This is a genomic window from Haloimpatiens lingqiaonensis (genome assembly GCF_901447495.1).
In the GTDB taxonomy this organism is placed as follows: Bacteria; Bacillota; Clostridia; order Clostridiales; family Clostridiaceae; genus Haloimpatiens; species Haloimpatiens lingqiaonensis.
This window is the reverse complement of record NZ_CABDWS010000062.1, coordinates 1-18,932: the sequence shown is the minus strand read 5'-3', so window position 1 is coordinate 18,932 and position 18,932 is coordinate 1. Positions and strand designations below refer to the sequence as shown.

At 31.1% G+C, this 18,932-nt stretch carries 10 protein-coding genes and 1 other annotated feature; of the genes, 8 read left to right on the top strand and 2 right to left on the bottom strand.

What is annotated here, in order from left to right; genetic code table 11:
* Positions 1-824: 824 nt before the first annotated feature.
* Positions 825-9,314 (top strand): glycoside hydrolase family 94 protein, encoded by an 8,490-nt coding sequence (locus FGK85_RS11550; RefSeq protein WP_138206785.1) that lies wholly within the window; start codon positions 825-827, stop codon positions 9,312-9,314.
* Between the two features lie 60 nt (positions 9,315-9,374).
* On the opposite strand, the gene FGK85_RS11545 is transcribed toward FGK85_RS11550, so the two are convergent.
* A complete protein-coding gene (locus FGK85_RS11545; protein ID WP_138206783.1) occupies positions 9,375-9,569 on the bottom strand; it encodes a hypothetical protein in 195 nt (64 codons plus the stop codon).
* 293 nt (positions 9,570-9,862) lie between these two features.
* Between FGK85_RS11545 and FGK85_RS11540 the strand changes: the two genes are divergently transcribed.
* The 4 genes from FGK85_RS11540 (at position 9,863) to yidA (ending at position 15,519) form a co-directional block, all read left to right on the top strand.
* Complete coding sequence (locus FGK85_RS11540) at positions 9,863-10,246, top strand: desulfoferrodoxin (RefSeq protein WP_138206781.1); 384 nt, start codon at positions 9,863-9,865, stop codon at positions 10,244-10,246.
* 161 nt (positions 10,247-10,407) lie between these two features.
* Positions 10,408-10,641 (top strand) — a binding site (T-box leader).
* A 216-nt stretch (positions 10,642-10,857) separates the two neighbouring features.
* Positions 10,858-11,856: a tryptophan--tRNA ligase gene (gene trpS, locus FGK85_RS11535; protein WP_138206779.1), complete on the top strand. Its 999-nt coding sequence runs from the start codon at positions 10,858-10,860 to the stop codon at positions 11,854-11,856.
* A 1,277-nt stretch (positions 11,857-13,133) separates the two neighbouring features.
* Positions 13,134-14,444, top strand: a complete 1,311-nt coding sequence (locus FGK85_RS11530; protein ID WP_138206777.1) for a hemolysin family protein — start codon at positions 13,134-13,136, stop codon at positions 14,442-14,444.
* A 244-nt stretch (positions 14,445-14,688) separates the two neighbouring features.
* Positions 14,689-15,519 carry a sugar-phosphatase gene (gene yidA, locus FGK85_RS11525; protein WP_138206775.1) on the top strand — a complete coding sequence of 277 codons (831 nt, stop codon included), beginning with the start codon at positions 14,689-14,691 and terminating at the stop codon, positions 15,517-15,519.
* Positions 15,520-15,564: 45 nt separating this feature from the next.
* Here the strand turns inward: yidA and FGK85_RS15400 are convergent, their stop codons facing one another.
* A complete protein-coding gene (locus FGK85_RS15400; protein WP_171011404.1) occupies positions 15,565-15,723 on the bottom strand; it encodes a hypothetical protein in 159 nt (52 codons plus the stop codon).
* A gap of 315 nt (positions 15,724-16,038) precedes the next feature.
* Between FGK85_RS15400 and FGK85_RS11520 the strand changes: the two genes are divergently transcribed.
* From FGK85_RS11520 to FGK85_RS11510, 3 genes are all read left to right on the top strand, one after another.
* Positions 16,039-17,631 (top strand): peptide chain release factor 3, encoded by a 1,593-nt coding sequence (locus FGK85_RS11520; RefSeq protein ID WP_138206773.1) that lies wholly within the window; start codon positions 16,039-16,041, stop codon positions 17,629-17,631.
* A 294-nt stretch (positions 17,632-17,925) separates the two neighbouring features.
* The gene (locus FGK85_RS11515) at positions 17,926-18,378 is read left to right on the top strand and encodes a hypothetical protein (protein ID WP_138206771.1); all 453 of its coding nucleotides are present in this window, start codon (positions 17,926-17,928) and stop codon (positions 18,376-18,378) included.
* A 232-nt stretch (positions 18,379-18,610) separates the two neighbouring features.
* Positions 18,611-18,932 (top strand): hypothetical protein (locus FGK85_RS11510; RefSeq protein WP_341472484.1); only part of this gene is annotated, 322 nt, incomplete at its 3' end.

The following is an 18,932-nucleotide window of genomic DNA, read 5'->3' as shown; positions in this document are numbered from 1 at the left end:
CCTGTTAGAAAAATTTGTTAGTTATTTATAGGATAACTATAAGTATTACCAATGTAATAATATTCATATATATAAATATTTATCTATAAATGGATTTTTAGCTTTTAAAATTAAAGAAGTTAAGTTACTATTTTATTTTAATAAGTATCATATAACTTTCGAAAGGCTACACCTAAAAAAGATTATGAACGCTCCCTTTTTATAAATTAAAGATTTCCTAAATAAAATGAAGAAAATCCACATTAATTGATATTTGATATTTATTATTTATTATTTATATATTTAGGCTGGCTGCCGCCAATAAAAGATTTAAGTTAAGTCCCAAAAGATAAATAACACAATTTCACAACGTGAAATTATGTTATTTATCTTTTTTATATTCTAAAATTTTTCGTAATGCAATGAAGAAAAATTATCCTTTAGTAGGCTGTTTTCTCCCCGTGACGATATACGCATGAACTGAAAAATCTGCTTTTAATGGAGTGATAAAATTGAAATTTGGGACTATTGAACTAGCTTTAGAACTTCTTTGTTTTGAAATTTAAAGCCCCGTTAAAAAGCCTTCATTGCTTGAGCGAGGGACGAGTGAGTTTGAAGGCTTTAGGGGCTTTAAATTTCAAAACATTTAGAAGTTCTTAGCGTACTGTTCACAGTCCCAAATTTCAATTTTATCACGGAATTAAAAGCAGATTTTTCCTATGCACCTAAGTCACATTTTTCTTATATTTTGAATTAATTCAGTTAATTTGGGAAATAATACATTAAGGTTGCTTAAAAATGAAAACACATTTTCTTATCAAATTAACTGAGGGGTGAAGAAATAAATGAATTACTTTTATACAGTGCTAGTTACAATAATTTCTATAGCCTTTATTGCTTTTTTTAGTTATACCTTAACTAAAAGAAGAGGTAAAGAAGAATCACCAATAGATGTAGTGCCTAAAATAATTGTTAATATAGAAGATTTAGAAAAGCACGCAGAGGAAATATCTAGGGGGTATTCTTCTGTGGATAAAAGAGGATACAATAAAACTTTAATAGAAAGCTTAGATAGAAGTTTTAATGATATAGTAGAGGCTCATGAAAAGATAGAAATGCATCAAAAGAACAGCAGTGATAGGCTTTATGCAGCAGAATGGATTTTGGACAATATGTTTTTAATTCAAAAGGAATATAAGTATGTTAAAAACAATGTACCTAAAAAGAATTATAAGAATCTGCCTATTTTGACCAAGGGAATAATGAAAGATTATCCTAGGGTTTATCATATAGCTGTGGAAATTGTGTCCCATACGGATGGGCGTGTAGATGAAGAAATTATAGAGAGATTTATAAAGGCATATGAGAAGAATACTGTACTTAGTAGTAAGGAATTATGGATGCTTCCAGTGATGCTTAGAATAGCCTTAATTCAAAATATAAGTAATGTGGCTAAAAGTGTACTTTTTGCTCAAGAAGAAAAAATAAAGGGAGATTTAATAGCTGAAAGGATAATAGATGCTTGTCATAGGTCTAATGGGGAACAGGAATTAGATGATATTTTTAAAGAGCAAATAGAATTTACTTATTTTTTTGGTGAAAGACTTTTTAAAATATTAAAAGACAATGGTATAGAAAATAGAAAGGTTTATGATTGGATAAATGATAATTTAGAAATGAAAGAGCTTAATTATCAAAAAATAATCATAGAGGAGCATAAAAAAGAGGCTGCGATGCAGTTATCCATGGGTAACTCTATAAATAGCATAAGGACTTTAGAAGGCATTAATTGGAGGAAATACTTTAAAAAGCTTAGCTATGTGGAAAATTTACTTATGAAAGACCCTGTAGAAGTATACCCTAATATGGATTTTGATTCTCAAGATTATTACAGATATAATATTGAAAAACTATCTAAAAAGTTTAATTTACCTGAATCATTTATAGTTAAAAAGGCATTGGAGTGTGCAGAAGAATGTGATGAACAGCAGTGTTTCCAAAATCACCAAGAATATAAAAGACATGTGGGATATTATTTAATTGATGATGGAATTAAATGTTTAAGGGAAAAACTTAACCTAAAGGAAAAGTGTGCGGATAGACTGGATTATAAATTAAAGGAGAAAAAAGTTGCATTATACATAGGAAGCATAGTTCTGGGAACTATTTTAGTTATGTGTATATTTATTTCTTTAAGTCTTAGAAGTGATAGAGATATATTTCTTTGGAAATATGTCTTAGCGTTTATTGTGTTAATAGTGCCTTGTAGTGAGATAGTGATTTCACTTTTAAATTGGAGTATTAACTATTTGTCAACGCCAAGATTTATACCTAAGATGGAACTTAAGGATGGAATAGATGAAGAAAATAGGACAGTAGTTATAATACCTACTATAATAAACAGTAAAAAAAGAGCCAAAGAATTAGTACAGCATATGGAGATATATTATTTAGCTAATAAATTAGATAATCTCTATTTTGCTTTGTTAGGAGATTTAAAAGATAGCCAAAGGGAAAAAGATCATGAGGATGAAGAAATAATAAAATTTACCTTAGAAGAAGTGAAAAAACTTAATAGGAAGTATTCTGGTGGTAAAGAGGATATATTTTATTATTTTTGCAGACCTAGAAAATATAATGAAAAAGAAGGAAAATGGCTGGCTTGGGAAAGAAAACGTGGAAAAATAATGGAGTTTAATGAACTTTTAAGAGGAGGAAAAAATACTAGTTTTAATTTTATAAGTGGAGATATAGAAAATTTAAAAGGATGTAAATATGTAATAACCTTGGATGCGGATACTAAGTTACCTAGAAATGCTGCAAGGAAATTAATAGGGGCTATGGCACATGTACTTAATAAGCCTGTTATTAATGAGGAAAAGAAAAGGGTGGTAAGAGGTTATGGTCTTTTACAACCTAGAATAAGTGTAGATGTTATAAGTGCCAATAAAACTCTTTATTCAAAGATATTTTCTGGAGAAGTGGGAGTTGATGTGTACACAAAAGCTATATCTGATGTATATCAAGACTTGTTTGGTGAAGGTATATTTACAGGTAAAGGCATATATGATATAGATGTTTTTAACTATATGCTTGAGGATAAAGTGCCAGAAAATGCGGTTTTAAGCCATGATCTTTTGGAAGGTTCTTATGTTAAAGCTGGATTAGTTACCGATATAGAGCTTATAGATGGATATCCTGCCTATTACAACTCTAGTAGCAAAAGACTTCATAGATGGGTAAGAGGCGATTGGCAGTTAATTCCGTGGGTTTTTAAAGGCAATGGATTGAATGCTTTATCTAGATGGAAACTTATAGATAATTTAAGGAGAAGTTTATTGGCACCAGCTATAATGTTATTGGTAGCTTTATCATTTAATGTATTGCCTGATGGTACTGACAAGTGGATAGTAGCAGCTATATTAGCTAGTATAAGTCCTATTTTATTCGACGTTACAGAATTTGTAACATCACCTATAAAGGGTATAAGTTTGTCTGGAAGAATATCTAATATTAAAACTGTTTTTTATCAAGTTTTCTTAATATTATGTTTTATTCCTTATCAAGCATGTTTAATGGTGGATGCCATAATTAAAACATTATATAGACTAACCATAAGTAAAAAGAATCTTTTAGAATGGCAGACTGCTGAAGATGCAGAGAGAAAATCAGGAAAGACATTAATAAGTTATATAAGCTTTATGTGGAAGGGGAGTTTTTTGGCTTTAATTATATGCGCATTGGCATTTTTAAAATCTACTGCATCAGGCATATCCATGCTTCCTTTTACCATAGTGTGGTTTTTAAGTCCTTATATAGCATATTACATAAGTAGGGATATTAAAATAGAGGAAGAAAAGTTAGGAGAGCAGGAAATAAGATATATAAGGGGCTTATCCAGAAGAACCTGGGCTTATTTTGAGGATTTTGTAAATGAAAAAAACAATTGGCTAGCTCCAGATAATTATCAGGAATCTCCTTATAGAGGGGTGGCACCAAGAACATCTCCTACTAATTTAGGTATGGGATTAATGGCTAATATTGTGGCTTATGATTTAGGATATATAGGTATTTTGCAGTTGATTTATAGAATGAAAAATTCAATAGAAAATATGAATAAGCTAGAAAAGTTGAGAGGACATTTTTACAATTGGTATAACACTAAAACAGGAGAACCTTTAAATCCAAAATATATATCCACAGTGGATAGTGGTAATCTTGTGGGTTATCTGTGGGTAATAGAGGAATCTCTTAAAGAATATGTGGATAATTTTAAGAATTCAGATAATTTAGATAGGTATGTTAGAGGATTAGAGGATACGGCTTTACTAGCTGAAGAAGAAATAGCTGAAAAAACAGGAGAAAAGAATTATTATAGTGATATATTTCAGGTATATAAGAATGAAAAGGTAAGTTTAAATAAATTTCTAGAATTATTAGAGTTTTTAAAGATTAAATGTGAAGAGGCAAATTTACAGGGAAATTTATATTGGAACAATAAATTAAAGAGTTCTATAGAGATGTTTAATTTAGAAGTAAGAGAAATATTTTTAGAATATGATCAAGATAAAAGAAAGCAAACTACTCATGAGTCGGTGAAATTAGATATAAAACAATTGATAGATGAAATTAGCCATATGGCAGAAAATACAGATTTCACTATGGTATTTCATAAAGAAAGAGAGCTATTTTCAATAGGGTATGATGTGGAAAAGAACAGTATAGGAAATAGTTATTATGATTTGTTGGCTTCTGAAGCTAGGCAGGCAACTTTTGTGGCTATAGCTAAGGGAGACATTAGTGAGGTGGTTTGGTTCAAACTGGGAAGAGCACTTACCAAAATAAAAGGGAGAAAGGCTTTAGTTTCTTGGAGTGGCACCATGTTTGAATATTTTATGCCTTTATTAGTAATGAAGGACTATAAAGATACATTGCTTCATGAGACCTATAATGCGGTAGTTCAAGGCCAAATAAGCTACGCCTCCTCTAAAGGAATCCCTTGGGGAATATCTGAGTCTGCTTTTTACTATTTCGATAGGGATATGAATTATCAGTACAAAGCCTTTGGAGTGCCTGGTATAGGAGTAAAGCGTGGATTAGCAGATGAATTGGTTATATCTCCTTATTCCACCGTACTAGCTATGCAGGTAGATAAAAAATCAGCTATAGATAATTTACATGCCTTAGAAAAGCTAGGTGCTTTAGGTAGATATGGATTTTATGAAGCCGTAGATTATACAAAAAATAGGCTAAAGGGTAGGGACAATAAAATAGTAAAATGTTTCATGGTACATCATGAAGGCATGAGTTTTATGGCATTAGACAATGTACTAAAAGATAATATACTTCAAAAAAGATTTCACAATGTACCTAGAGTTAAAGCTGCAGAGTTGTTATTGCAGGAAAGGATACCAAAGGCAATAGTATATGATAGAGAAGAAAATTATTCTAAGAAAGAAGAAAATAAAACTGAAAAGAGGAATATCATAGTTAGACAATACCATTCTTCTAATACAGATATGCCTAGGGTGAATTTATTGTCTAATGGAGAATATAGCTTAATGATTTCTAATAGCGGAAGTGGATATTCTAAAAAAGGAGATATGCATCTATATAGGTGGAGGGAAGATGTAACTTTAGATGATAAAGGTATGTTTTTCTACATTAAGGACCTTAAGGATAATCATTATTATAGTGCTACCTATGAACCTTGTAAAACTCAAGGAGAAGATTATCAGGTTTTATTTTCCCTAGATAGAGTAGGCTTTAAAAGAAAAGATGGAGATTTAACTACTTTTACAGAAATAATAGTTTCTGGGGAAGATAATGGTGAGATAAGGAAATTAACCATAACTAACAATGGCGCAGAGGAGAAAATTTTAGAGGTAACCAGCTATTGTGAGGTAACTTTAAATAATTACAGTAGTGATTTGGTGCATCCAGCATTTCAGAATTTATTTATACAGACGGAATATGATGAAGAAAGAGAATGTATAATTGCTAAAAGGCGTGGAAGAAAAAAGGATGAAAAGACACCATATATTATGCAGGTATCTATAGTTAAAGGTCAGTCAGTGGCAGCTGTGCAATATGAAACCAGCAGAGCTAATTTTGTTGGCAGAGGGAGAGAGTTAAGAAATCCTATATGTATGGATAATGATGCTCCGCTTAAAAACTCAGTAGGCACAGTTTTGGATCCAATAATAGCTATAAGAAGAAAAATAAAAATACAGCCAGGAAGTAATTGTGAGGTAATTTATACCACTGCTTTAGGGGATTCTAAGGAAGAATTAATAGAACTGGCTAAAAAGTACAGTGAATACGGAAACATAGAGAGAAACTTCACATTAGCTTGGACAGAAGCACAATTAAACATGAAGTACCTGGGAATAAAATCTTCTCAGGCCAATTTATATCAATCAGGAGCTGCTAATATACTATTTACTAATTTATCTCATAGGGAAAGACAACAGTGGATTAAAAACATTAAAAGATCCCAGAAGGATTTATGGAAGTATGGTATATCTGGAGATTTACCTATAGTGCTACTTACCTGTAGAGAAAAGAAACATATGGATTCTGTAAGGCAAGTTATAAAAGCTCATGAATATTGGAACTCTAAGGGACTTACAGTAGATTTAGTAATATTAAATGAGGAAGAGGTTTCCTATATGGAGCCAATTCAAAACTATATAAGAGAACTTATTCAAGGAAGTCCTTTAAGGGATAAACAAAACAGAAATGGAGGAGTATTCCTATTAAATAGGGCTTCTATGGAACAGGAGGATATTAATTTTATAAAAGCCATTGCTAGAATAGTTATAGATGGCGAAAAGAATTCCTTTATAAATTGCATGAGGGATGGGGAAGAGGAGTATAGGGAAGAGAAAAAATTACAAGTGTCACATAAGGATTATAATATACAAGAATATAAGTATGAAGTAGGAGAATTGCAGTATTTTAATGGCTATGGAGGATTTTCTCCACAGGGACATAAGTATATTATTATTTTAAAGGATAGTAAGGATACTCCAGCTCCATGGATAAATGTAATAAGCAATAAGTGGTTTGGATTCCACGTATCAGAAAGAGGAAGCTCTTATACTTGGTGTTTAAACAGTAGGGAAAATAAAATAACCACTTGGTCCAATGATCCAATTATAGATCCTAGTGATGAAGTGATTTATTTAAGGGATGAATTTACAGGAGAGCTATGGAATGTGACACCTTCCCCTATAAGGCATAAGGAAGAATATGTTATAGAGCATGGCTTTGGATATTCTACTTTTACTCATGCGTATAATGGCATATTGGGAAAACTAACAATGTTTGTACCTATAGACCAAAAGGTAAAGGTGTGTAATCTTACCCTTAAAAATTTATCTTCAGAACCAAGAGAAATATCTGCTACCTATTATTCTAGATTGGTTTTAGGAGTAGCACCGCAGCATACGGGAGCATATATATCCTCTTATTTTAATGAACAGGAAGGGTATATCTATGGAAGCAACCCTTATAACCAAAGCTTTGGAAATCTAAAGGCGTACTTAAAAGTTATAGGAGGAAAAGAAGAAAGTTATACAGGGGATAGAAAAGAATTTATAGGAAGAGGTGGGGATTATAAATCTCCAAGAGCATTAAAAAATAAAAATCTTTCTAATACAGTAGGTGCGGGCATGGATCCTTGCTTAACTTATAGTTCTAAAGTACATTTAGAGCCTAATGAGGAAAAAACATTGGTTATTTTATTAGGACAGGAAGAGGATATAAGTACTATAAATGAAATAGTTTCTTCCTATAAAGATGTAAATTATTCTTTTAATAAATTAGAAGAAGTTAAGAATTACTGGAGAGATATTTTAGGATCCATAAGAGTTAAAACACCAGAGCCTACCTTTGATATCATGCTAAATGGTTGGCTTGTTTACCAAACTATAGCTTGTAGAATATGGGCAAGAACTGCATTTTATCAATCAGGAGGTGCCTTTGGATTTAGGGATCAATTGCAGGATGTTATGCCATTAGCTTACTTGGATAGCAGTTTTACAAAGGAGCAAATTTTATATGCTGCATCTAGACAATATTTAGAGGGAGATGTGCAGCACTGGTGGCATCCTATTGTAGATAGCGGCATAAGAACTAGATTTTCTGATGATTTATTATGGTTGCCTTATGTAACAGCAGATTATATTAAAAATACTGGAGATTACAGTATTTTAAAGGAAGAGGTAACTTATTTAGAAGATGAACCTTTAAAAGAAGGTGAAGATGAAAGATATAATATATCTAGGGTATCTAAAGAAAAGGGAAGTATATATGAACACTGTATAAGAGCTATTGATAAATCCTTAAAATTTGGAGTTCACAACATACCTTTAATGGGCAGCGGCGATTGGAACGATGGCATGAGTACTGTAGGTAATGAGGGTAAAGGTGAAAGTGTGTGGCTTGGATGGTTCTTGTATAGTATATTAGATAATTTTGCTAACCTGTGTATGGTTATGCAGGATAAAGAGAGAAAGGATAAATATGAGGAATATAAAGAATTTATAAGAGAAAATCTAGAAAAAAATGCTTGGGATGGAAAGTGGTATAGAAGGGCTTATTTTGATGATGAAACTCCACTGGGTTCTAGAGAAAATGAAGAGTGTCAAATAGATTCTCTATCTCAATCTTGGGCTGTGATTTCAGAAGCAGGAAATAAAGATAGATTAAAGGAAGCCATGAAATCCTTAGATAAATATTTGATAAAAGAAAATAAGGGCATGGTACTCTTATTAACGCCTCCTTTTTATAAGTCTAACTTAGAGCCTGGATATATTAAGGGATATGTGCCGGGAGTAAGAGAAAATGGAGGGCAGTACACTCATTCAGTTACCTGGGTAATAAAAGCTTATGCCAAAATGGGCATGGGAGATAAGGCTTTAAAAATTTACAACATGATAAATCCAATAAATCACACCAGATCCTATTTAGAGTGCGAAACCTTTAAGACGGAGCCTTACGTAATGACTGCTGATGTTTATGGCAAGGAACCTCATGAAGGAAGGGGTGGTTGGAGCTGGTATACGGGAACTTCTTCTTGGATGTACAGAGTTGGAATAGAGGATATACTGGGCATTAAATTAAAGGAAGAAAAAGGATTTGTTATAGAACCTTGCATTCCAGATGCTTGGAAGGAGTACTCTATTACTTACAGAAGAAATAATGCTCTATACAACATAAAGGTTTTAAGGGGAAACAAAAAAGAAGTAAAATTAGATGGTAAAATTTTAGATGACTTCATAATACCTTACCTAGATGAGGGAGAACACAGTGTGGAAGTTTTAATTTAGTGCCTATAAAAATTATAAGCTTCTTAGGCATAATATTTCCTAAGAAGCTTATAGTTTGTTTTAGATATCTTCTCCATCATTATAGGTATAATCGAATTCTGGATAGGATATATTATTAACTATAATAGAGTCTGTAACATTATCCGGTAATTCTATGCAGTCTTTTTCAGAGCAAGAGGTTACTTTTTTAGGTTCCTGCTCTAAATAGTCTCTTTTATTTGGTCCATAGGGAGTTTTATTCTTTTTATTTTTCATTAATTTTTCACATCCTTTCTATATAACTATATATAGTATGTGAAATTTTTAAATTAAATAAACAAAGTTATTGGTTTTAAACTTGGATTATAGTTGTAATGCATGGCAAGACTTGTAAGAATAATAAATATAATTTACAAATATTAATAAGCAGTTATGAAAAATAAAAAGAATTATAAAGAATTATAAAGAATACTAGAAATTTAAAGAAATTTAGAAGGATTTTAATTATTTATATAGAAGTTAAATAATAAGTATTATTAATAAATAATAATATAATAGGAGGGATTTTAATGACAGAATTAAAACAAGTTTATAAATGTGAGATATGTGGAAATATAGTAGAGGTAGTGAATAAAGGAGCGGGCACATTAGTTTGCTGTGGAAAGCCAATGACATTGAAAGCAGAAAATACTACTGATGCAGCAACAGAAAAGCATGTTCCAGTTATAGAAAAAGTAGAAGATGGTATATTAGTAAAGGTTGGAGAAGTTGCTCATCCAATGACACCTGAACACTATATTCAATGGATAGAACTTCATACAGAAGACAGAGTATATAGAAAGTTCTTAACACCAGAGGATAAGCCAGAAGCATTGTTTAAAGTAAAAGAAGAAATAAAATATGCTAGAGAATATTGCAACTTACACGGTCTATGGAAAGGCGAAAATAAATAATTTTATAGTATAATTAAATCATAAAAAGGTATAATTGGGATGAATTTTATAATTCAAGTGATGTAATACCTTTTGTAGAATAATTATAATATAACGATAGAAACCACATGTTGACAAAAGCAGAAACTAGGAATATTATAATATATAATTAGTAACATATAATATAATCTTTGAAGAGAAGCAAGTAGGTTTAAAAACAGGTTTTCAGAGAGCTGTAGATGGTGTGATTACAGTAACTATGATTAAGCTGAATGGGTCTCGGAGATTCGGAATGAATTTTAGTAGTTCTTGACGTAAGCCTTACGTTACAGAGGCAGGATATTATTATGTATCTTTTAAAGGAGAACTATATAGTTTCTCGAATTTAGGTGGCACCACGTATGTACGTCCTATGGATTTATCCATAGGACTTTATTTTTTATGCAATTTAAGAATTTTATCCGATGACTACCTGGCGTAACACTCCCACTTCTAACAAAGTGGGAGATAACGGCAGCTACGTCCCTGGATAACGATCTCTAACCTTCAGATGGAGTAAAAACTCCATCTGAAGCTAAGAGCTCTGTTTATTTATAACTGACCATAAAATATATATTTAGGAGGAAAAAAAGATGGGAGATAAGAAAGTAATATTTAGTGGAATTCAACCTTCAGGTGATTTAACATTAGGTAACTATTTAGGAGCGATAAAAAACTGGGTTAAACTACAGGATGAATATGATTGTTATTTTTGCGTTGTGGATTTGCATGCAATAACTGTAAAACAAGAGCCAAAAGATTTAAGGAGAAGAACTTTGGAATTATTGTCTATATACATTGCATCAGGAATAGTTCCAGAAAAAAATACTATGTTCATACAATCACATGTACCACAACATTCAGAAGCAGCATGGCTTTTAAATTGCTTTACCTACATGGGAGAGCTATCAAGAATGACTCAATTTAAAGACAAATCAGCTAAATCAGGCTCAAGTGTAGCAGCAGGACTTTTAAATTATCCTGTGCTTATGGCAGCAGATATACTTTTATATGGAACAGATTTAGTTCCAGTGGGTAAAGATCAAAAACAGCATTTAGAGCTTACAAGAGATATTGCAGAAAGATTTAATGGTATATATAGTCCTACATTTACTATACCAGAACCTTATATACCAGAAGCCGGTGCAAAAATAATGGATTTACAAGAGCCTTCAAAGAAGATGTCTAAATCTGCAGATAACCCTAATGGATTCATATTAATAATGGATCCACCAGATGTAATAAAGAAGAAAATAAACAGAGCAGTAACAGATAGCTTAGGAATTGTAAAATACACAGATGATCAGCCAGGAGTTAAAAACTTAATAAATATACTAAGTGTAATAAAGGGTATAACTCCAATGGAGATAGAAAATTATTATCAAGGTAAAGGCTATGCAGAATTTAAAAATGATGTAGCAGAAGCTATAATAGGTGAATTAAGTCCAATACAAGAAAAAGTAAAAGAATTAATAACTAATAAAGAGTATCTTCAAAGTATATACAAAAGTGGTGCAGAAAAAGCCAGATATGTAGCTAATAAGACTTTAAGAAAAATGAAAAAGAAAATAGGATTCATTCCAGAAGAATAAATTTCAAGTAAACACTGTAGGAAAAATCTGCTTTTAATTCCGTGATAAATGTGAAATTTTGGACTGTGAACAATACGCTAAGAACTTCTAAATGTTTTGAAATTTAAATCCCCTAAAGCCTTCAAACTCACTCGTTCCTCGCTCAGGCAATGAAGGCTTCTTAACGGGGCTTTAAATTTCAAAACATAAGAAGTTCTAAAGCTAGTTCAATAGTCCTAAATTTCAATTTTATCACTCCATTAAAGTCAGTTTTTTCAGTTACAGAATACTTACTTGGTGGGTGGGAGACGGCCTATTGAAGGAGGATTTTCCGCCACTACGTTATGGAAAATCTTTAATTTATAAAAAAACGCTCATAATATTTTTTAGGCGCAGCCTTTCGTTTAACCTAATTGTGCGAAATTCTCCCCTCCTCTATAGGTGGGAGATGGATAGCACTTGCCGATAGGCAACAAATATGATAAACTCAACCTAACATATTGCTCTTAGAAAACTGAATATATAAGGTTGAGTAGAGAAAAAGGTTCTACTCGTAAAATATTCAACCATTCGCCCCACACTACAATAGCGAAAACCAAGCCTTGACGGTAGTGTGATTTAGCAATTGACAATCGCCTAGTGCGGTGACTTCTGCCAGGAAGAAATAAACTGGTATTGTTAGTGTATAATAACACAAACCGTTGGTTCAACGGGGTTAGCGTGGGTAAACTTGCTACAGTAATAGTATTGACCACGAAGCCACCAACTTCTATAAGTGGTGGTAGTTCACTCTACAATCCCTAATCACCAGTTTCAAAATAATTTAGTAGTAATTCTTAATTTTTAGGTACTAAATTATGGATACTAGGAATGATTGATTTATATAAAAAAGCGCTCATAATATTTTGTCCTAAGGCACTGGCTTGTATAAATCTTAAGTGTAATATTTAGGCTGGCTATCGCCAAAAAAAGATTTAAGTTAAGCTAAAAATATAACATAATTTCACATTGTGAAATTATGTTATATTATTTAAATTCTAAAATTTTTCGTAATGCAATGAAGAAAAATTCACCTTCACTAGCCCACTAGCCCACTAGCCCACTGACACACTAGTCCACTAAATCCGGTCCACTAGCCCACTGACACACTAGCCCACTAAATCCGGTCCACTAGCCCACTGACACACTAGCCCACTGATTTCGGCTCCCCTAACCACTAATTTTCTTATGTTTAGAATGAAAAAATAAAATAATGGGATAATAATACTATAGAGACTTGTTTTAAGGGGGAAATAGCCATGAATTCTGCTGCTGATAATTTATTTTTAAAGATATTTATTATATTGATATTGGTTATGATTAATGCTTTTTTTGCTGCTGCTGAAATGGCTATTGTGTCTTTGAATAAAAATAAAGTTAATATGCTGGCAGAAGAAGGAGAAGAAAAAGCAGTACTTTTAAAAAAACTTACAGAAGAACCTAGTAAGTTTTTAGCTACCATTCAGGTGGGAATCACTTTAGCGGGATTTTTTGCTAGTGCTTCCGCGGCTACTAGTATATCTTTAAGATTTGCAGCGTTTTTAAGAAAATTTAATACCCCCTATAGTTCTCAAATCAGTATTATAGTAGTTACCATTATATTGTCCTATATTACTTTAGTATTTGGGGAATTGATCCCTAAAAGAATTGCTCTTCAAAAGTCTCAGGACATAGCTATGTTTGCAGTAAAACCTATTGTATTTATATCTAAAATAACTTCCCCTTTTGTAAGGTTATTATCTAGCTCTACTAATTTATTAGTAAGATTGCTTGGATTTAGCACAGATAATTTAGAAGAAAAAGTATCTATAGAGGAAATAAAGTCTCTAATAGATGTAGGGGAGGAGCACGGAGTAATAAATAGCACAGAGAGAGAAATGATAAATGGTATTTTTACTTTTGATGATAAATTAGCTAAGGAAATAATGACACCTAGGACAGAGGTGTTTTCCATAAATTTAAATGCTCCCATGCAAGAAAGTATCCAGAAAATAGTAGAAGAAAAATATTCTAGAGTTCCCGTTTATGAAGAGGATACGGATAATATTATAGGGATTTTATATACTAAGGATTTATTTGCATACATAAATAAAAATGAGGAAATAAGTGAGGAATATATAAAAAGTATATTGAGGGATGCTTATTTTGTTCCTGAAACAAAAAATATAGATCAGCTATTTAAGGAATTACAAAGTACAAAAAATCATATGGCTATTTTAATTGATGAGTATGGGGGATTTTCTGGAATTGTTACCATGGAGGATTTAATAGAGGAAGTTATGGGTAACATATTAGATGAATATGATGATAGGGAACCAGCTATAAAGAAAATAGACACCAATACTTATTTGGTAGATGGATTACTTTCTATAGATGAGGTAAATGAGTATCTGGATTTGCATTTAAAATCCAATAATTCAGATACTATAGGTGGTTTTGTAATAGATTTATTAGGGTATATTCCCACAGATAAAGAAGAAAGAACAGTAGAATTTGAAAATATAGTATTTAAGGTAGAAAAAGTTGATGAGAAGAGAATAGAAATATTAAATATGTATATAAATACATAAATTAGCTCGTGTTATTTATTAAAATCAGCCCAATATATTGTCATTATTAATTCACGGTGTAAATGCAAATATTAATTTCTATAAGTAGGTCTCCATATTAAGCTTTATAATATGGAGATTTTAAAATATTAAAAAAAATTGCAAATGAAAATGTATACATGATAAATTGCTTTACGACAATATTATTTTATATGATATAATGTTTAAGGTTGTTTATTAAATTTTTGGGAGGAAGCAATTTATTATGTTTAAATTATTGGCAATAGATTTAGATGGAACGTTATTAAGAAATGATAAGACTATATCAAATGCGACATATGAAGCAATTCAACGTGCTAGACAGAAGGGTGTAAAGGTAGTTTTGGCTACTGGAAGACCTATAAAAGGAATAGGAAGATATATAGAACAACTGGATTTATTAGAAGAGGAAGATTGTTCCGTTGCATTTAATGGAGCAGCAGTTCAATTTAATAAAACTGGAGAGCTTATATATGATCAAAATATGAAAATGGATGATCTTAAATATTTATATAAATTAAGTAAGGAGCTAGGTGTAAATATACATGCATTAACTCCAAATGAATGTATAACTCCTAAAATTAGTGAGTATTCATTATTAGAGGCAGAAATTAATAAAATACCATTAAATGTGGTGGATTTTGATAATTTAGACCCTAATACCAATATAATAAAGGTAATGATGATAGACAAGGAAGAAATTCTTTCTAAAGCAGTTTCACAGCTTCCAGAGGAAGTATATGAAAAATATAGTGTTTTAAGAAGTGAACCGTACTTTTTAGAATTTTTAAATAAGGACGTTAATAAAGGTCAGGGAGTTAAAAAGTTAGCTGAAAGATTTGATATAAAGAAGGAAGAAATTATATGCATTGGCGATGCAGGTAATGACATTCATATGATTCAATATGCAGGACTTGGAGTGGCCATGGAAAATGCCATGAAGGAAGTAAAAAAAGTAGCTAATTATATAACTTTAACTAATGAGGAAGATGGAGTAGCTCATATTATAGAAAAATTTATATTAAACAAATTAGAAATTCCTACATTTTTAGAGTAGACAAGCTAAGTAATAGCTGCTAGTGATTATAGTAATACTAGCAGCTTATTTATTGACCTTTTGCCTATTTAATAAGATATCTGCTATAAAGATTGCTATGGCTAAAGCTAATAGTAGATTTATCAAAATACCACCAACTCTAAATATTAAAGTCATTATCCAAAATAGAAATATTAAGCTACCTAACCAACGTAAAAAATTCATTTGCTATATCCTCCATATTTTATATAAAAATAGCATTTTGTAGTATTGCATATATGTGACATTATTACATTATGAATGACATTATACATAATTAGTGTTTACCAAATAAAATATATTTATACAATAAATATTTATCTAATAATTTTATTAGATGCCTTTATGCTATTGAAAAACTTATTTCTTATTTGATATAATATAAATTGTTATTTATAAAGCACATGTAGAGTTTATGAATAGGAAATACTAGAGAATAGCATTAAGGTCTGTATTTACAGGCCTTTTTAATTAGATTATAAAAAGAAAGAGGAGAGAATATTGTCAGATTTTATAAATCAAATAGAAAGAAGAAGAACTTTTGCTATAATATCTCACCCAGACGCAGGAAAAACTACATTGACGGAAAAATTGTTATTATACGGTGGAGCTATAAGAATGGCAGGTTCAGTTAAGGCTAGAAAAACAGCTAAACATGCTGTTTCTGACTGGATGGAAATAGAAAAGCAAAGAGGAATTTCTGTAACTTCATCAGTAATGCAATTTAATTATGGAGGCAAATGTATAAACATATTGGATACTCCAGGTCACCAAGATTTTAGTGAGGATACATATAGAACATTGATGGCTGCAGATAATGCAGTAATGGTTTTAGACGGAGCTAAAGGGGTAGAGGCACAGACAAGAAAGTTGTTCCATGTATGTAGTATAAGAGAAATTCCTATATTTACTTTTGTAAATAAGATGGATAGAGAGACTAAGGATCCTTTTGAATTAATGGATGAATTAGAAAATGAATTAGGAATAAAGTCTTATCCAATGAATTGGCCTATAGGCTGTGGCTTAAACTTTAAAGGTATATATGACAGAGAAAAGAGAGTAGTAAGAGTATTTAAAGGTGGAAATCACGGACAAAGCAAAGCAGAAGTAAGTGAAATGTATCTAGAGGATGAGGCTACAAAGGAATTTATAGGAGACGATTTATATAATAAGTTAATGGAAGATATAGAACTTTTAGATATGGCTGGAGAAGATTTTGACATGGAGAAAGTAAAAAATGGTTCTCTTACTCCAGTATTTTTTGGAAGTGCTATTACAAACTTTGGAGTACAAACTTTCCTAGAAGACTTTTTAACAATAACTACACCACCACTTTCAAGAATGTCAGATGTGGGTGAAATAGATGCATTTGATAAAGAATTCTCAGCTTTTGTATTTAAAATACAAGCTAATATGAATAAAGCCCATAGGGATAGAATTGCATTTATGAGAATATGCTCAGGAAAATTTGAAAAAGGCATGGAAGTTTATCATGTACAGGGAAAAAATAAAATTAAATTATCACAACCGCAGCAGTTTTTAGCTCAAGAGAGAGAAATTGTGGAAGAGGCTTATGCTGGAGACATAATAGGAGTATTTGACCCAGGTATATTTAGAATAGGAGATACCCTATGTGAAGCTTCTAAAAAGTTTAAATTTGAAGGAATACCTGTATTTGCACCAGAACATTTTTCTAGAGTTAGACCAGTGGATACTATGAAGAGAAAGCAATTTGTAAAGGGAATAACACAAATTTCTCAAGAGGGAGCTATACAGGTCTTTAGGGAACCACATATAGGTGCAGAGGAACTTATAGTAGGGGTTGTAGGAGTTCTTCAATTTGAAGTGTTAGAGTATAGATTAAAAAATGAATATAATGTAGATATTAAATTAGAAAGACTTCCATTTAGAAATATAAGATGGATAGAAGAATGTAATGGAGAAGTATCTAGTTTAAGTGTAACTAGTGATACCAAGATAGTAGAAGATTTAAAAGGCAGAAGCTTATTGCTTTTCCAAACAGATTGGGGAATAAGCTGGGCATTAGAGCACAATAAAGGACTAGTTTTATCAGCTATAGCTAAGAGCGAATAGTAAGCATAAATTGCGACGCAATTTATGGCTTAAGTGGGCTAGTGTGCCAGTGTGCTAGAGGGCTAGAATTTAGTGTGCAATAAAAGCTAAAATTATTTCATTTAATGGAATAGTTTTAGCTTTTTTCTTTAGGCGCTAAATCTCTAGTATAATACTGGAATTATTTGCATGTAATTTATTATATGGTATAATTAACATAATGTTCTATTTCACAGAGCCTTAGTTCTGAAAACCACACAACTTTTAAGAAAAAGACTTCTTTGAATTCCAAATATTTTTAAAGAGGTGATCCTATTGAGAAAAATCATATTCAGTGTTATTGTTATAGCTATATTATTGTGTGGATGTTCTAGTACTAAAAATATTTATTCATATTTTCAAGAACCTAAAGAAATAGTAATATATGATAATGGTAAAGAAAAAACAATAAATAAAAGTGATGATAAATTTATAGAAATATTAGAAGCAAACAATAAAAGATTTGAATCTCAATTAGTTGCATATAAGGTTACTCTTGATGAAAAAACTCTTTCGGAGATGAAGAAAAAAGAGCTATTAATAGAATTCGTATATCCTAAAAAGATAAAAACAAAATTAAAGCATGATTCAAAAGAGTATGATAAAATTATTATTCCACTTACCGGAGATTTAAAGTCTTTAGTTTTCTACGGAGAGAATTCAGGTGATTTTGGAAGTGGGTATGGACCATTACTTTCGCCTGATGAAGTTATAAGACTAATAAAATAGAACTATCTTTAGTTAAAATATATCTAGTTAAAACTAAGATTTATACAGAAGTTTAGCACTTAAAAATTTTTGGGGCGTGAGCCCGCTGATTTATAATGAATGATTGAGGGTTAGGTTAAAAAACATAAATTCTGATTTTTGCTGGAAATTTTAGAGAAAAAATTTGCATAATAAAAGCATCCTTTTTATAATAGTTTTTACTAGAAACCAACTTAAAAAGGATGCTGATAAAATGAGTAAAAGTTATTTAAAACAATTACTTACTTATATTAATAAGGTATACGATATAGGTGAAAAAATCAATAACTTAAAAGATAAAAGAATAAAATCTGATGTAAAAATTTCAACAATTACTTTTGTAGTATTATTTGGATTTATGCTTCAGATAAGAAGTTTTAATAGATTAGAGCATTGGCTAAAAAAAGGTAAGTTTAAAAAAGTACTACCTAAAAAAATTAAAATGCCTCGCATTGATGCCGCTAGGCGCTCCTTAAGTGATTTTGATTTAGATGGATTAAAAGAAATTCATAAACATATAATAAAAACCATTGTAA

Excerpts from the sequence above, each read along its gene's own strand:
- FGK85_RS11550 (WP_138206785.1), top strand. The coding sequence starts at position 825 with ATGAATTACTTTTATACAGTGCTAGTTACAATAATTTCTATAGCCTTT.
- FGK85_RS11545 (WP_138206783.1), bottom strand. The coding sequence starts at position 9,569 with ATGAAAAATAAAAAGAATAAAACTCCCTATGGACCAAATAAAAGAGAC.
- FGK85_RS11540 (WP_138206781.1), top strand. The coding sequence starts at position 9,863 with ATGACAGAATTAAAACAAGTTTATAAATGTGAGATATGTGGAAATATA.
- trpS (WP_138206779.1), top strand. The coding sequence starts at position 10,858 with ATGGGAGATAAGAAAGTAATATTTAGTGGAATTCAACCTTCAGGTGAT.
- FGK85_RS11530 (WP_138206777.1), top strand. The coding sequence starts at position 13,134 with ATGAATTCTGCTGCTGATAATTTATTTTTAAAGATATTTATTATATTG.
- yidA (WP_138206775.1), top strand. The coding sequence starts at position 14,689 with ATGTTTAAATTATTGGCAATAGATTTAGATGGAACGTTATTAAGAAAT.
- FGK85_RS15400 (WP_171011404.1), bottom strand. The coding sequence starts at position 15,723 with ATGAATTTTTTACGTTGGTTAGGTAGCTTAATATTTCTATTTTGGATA.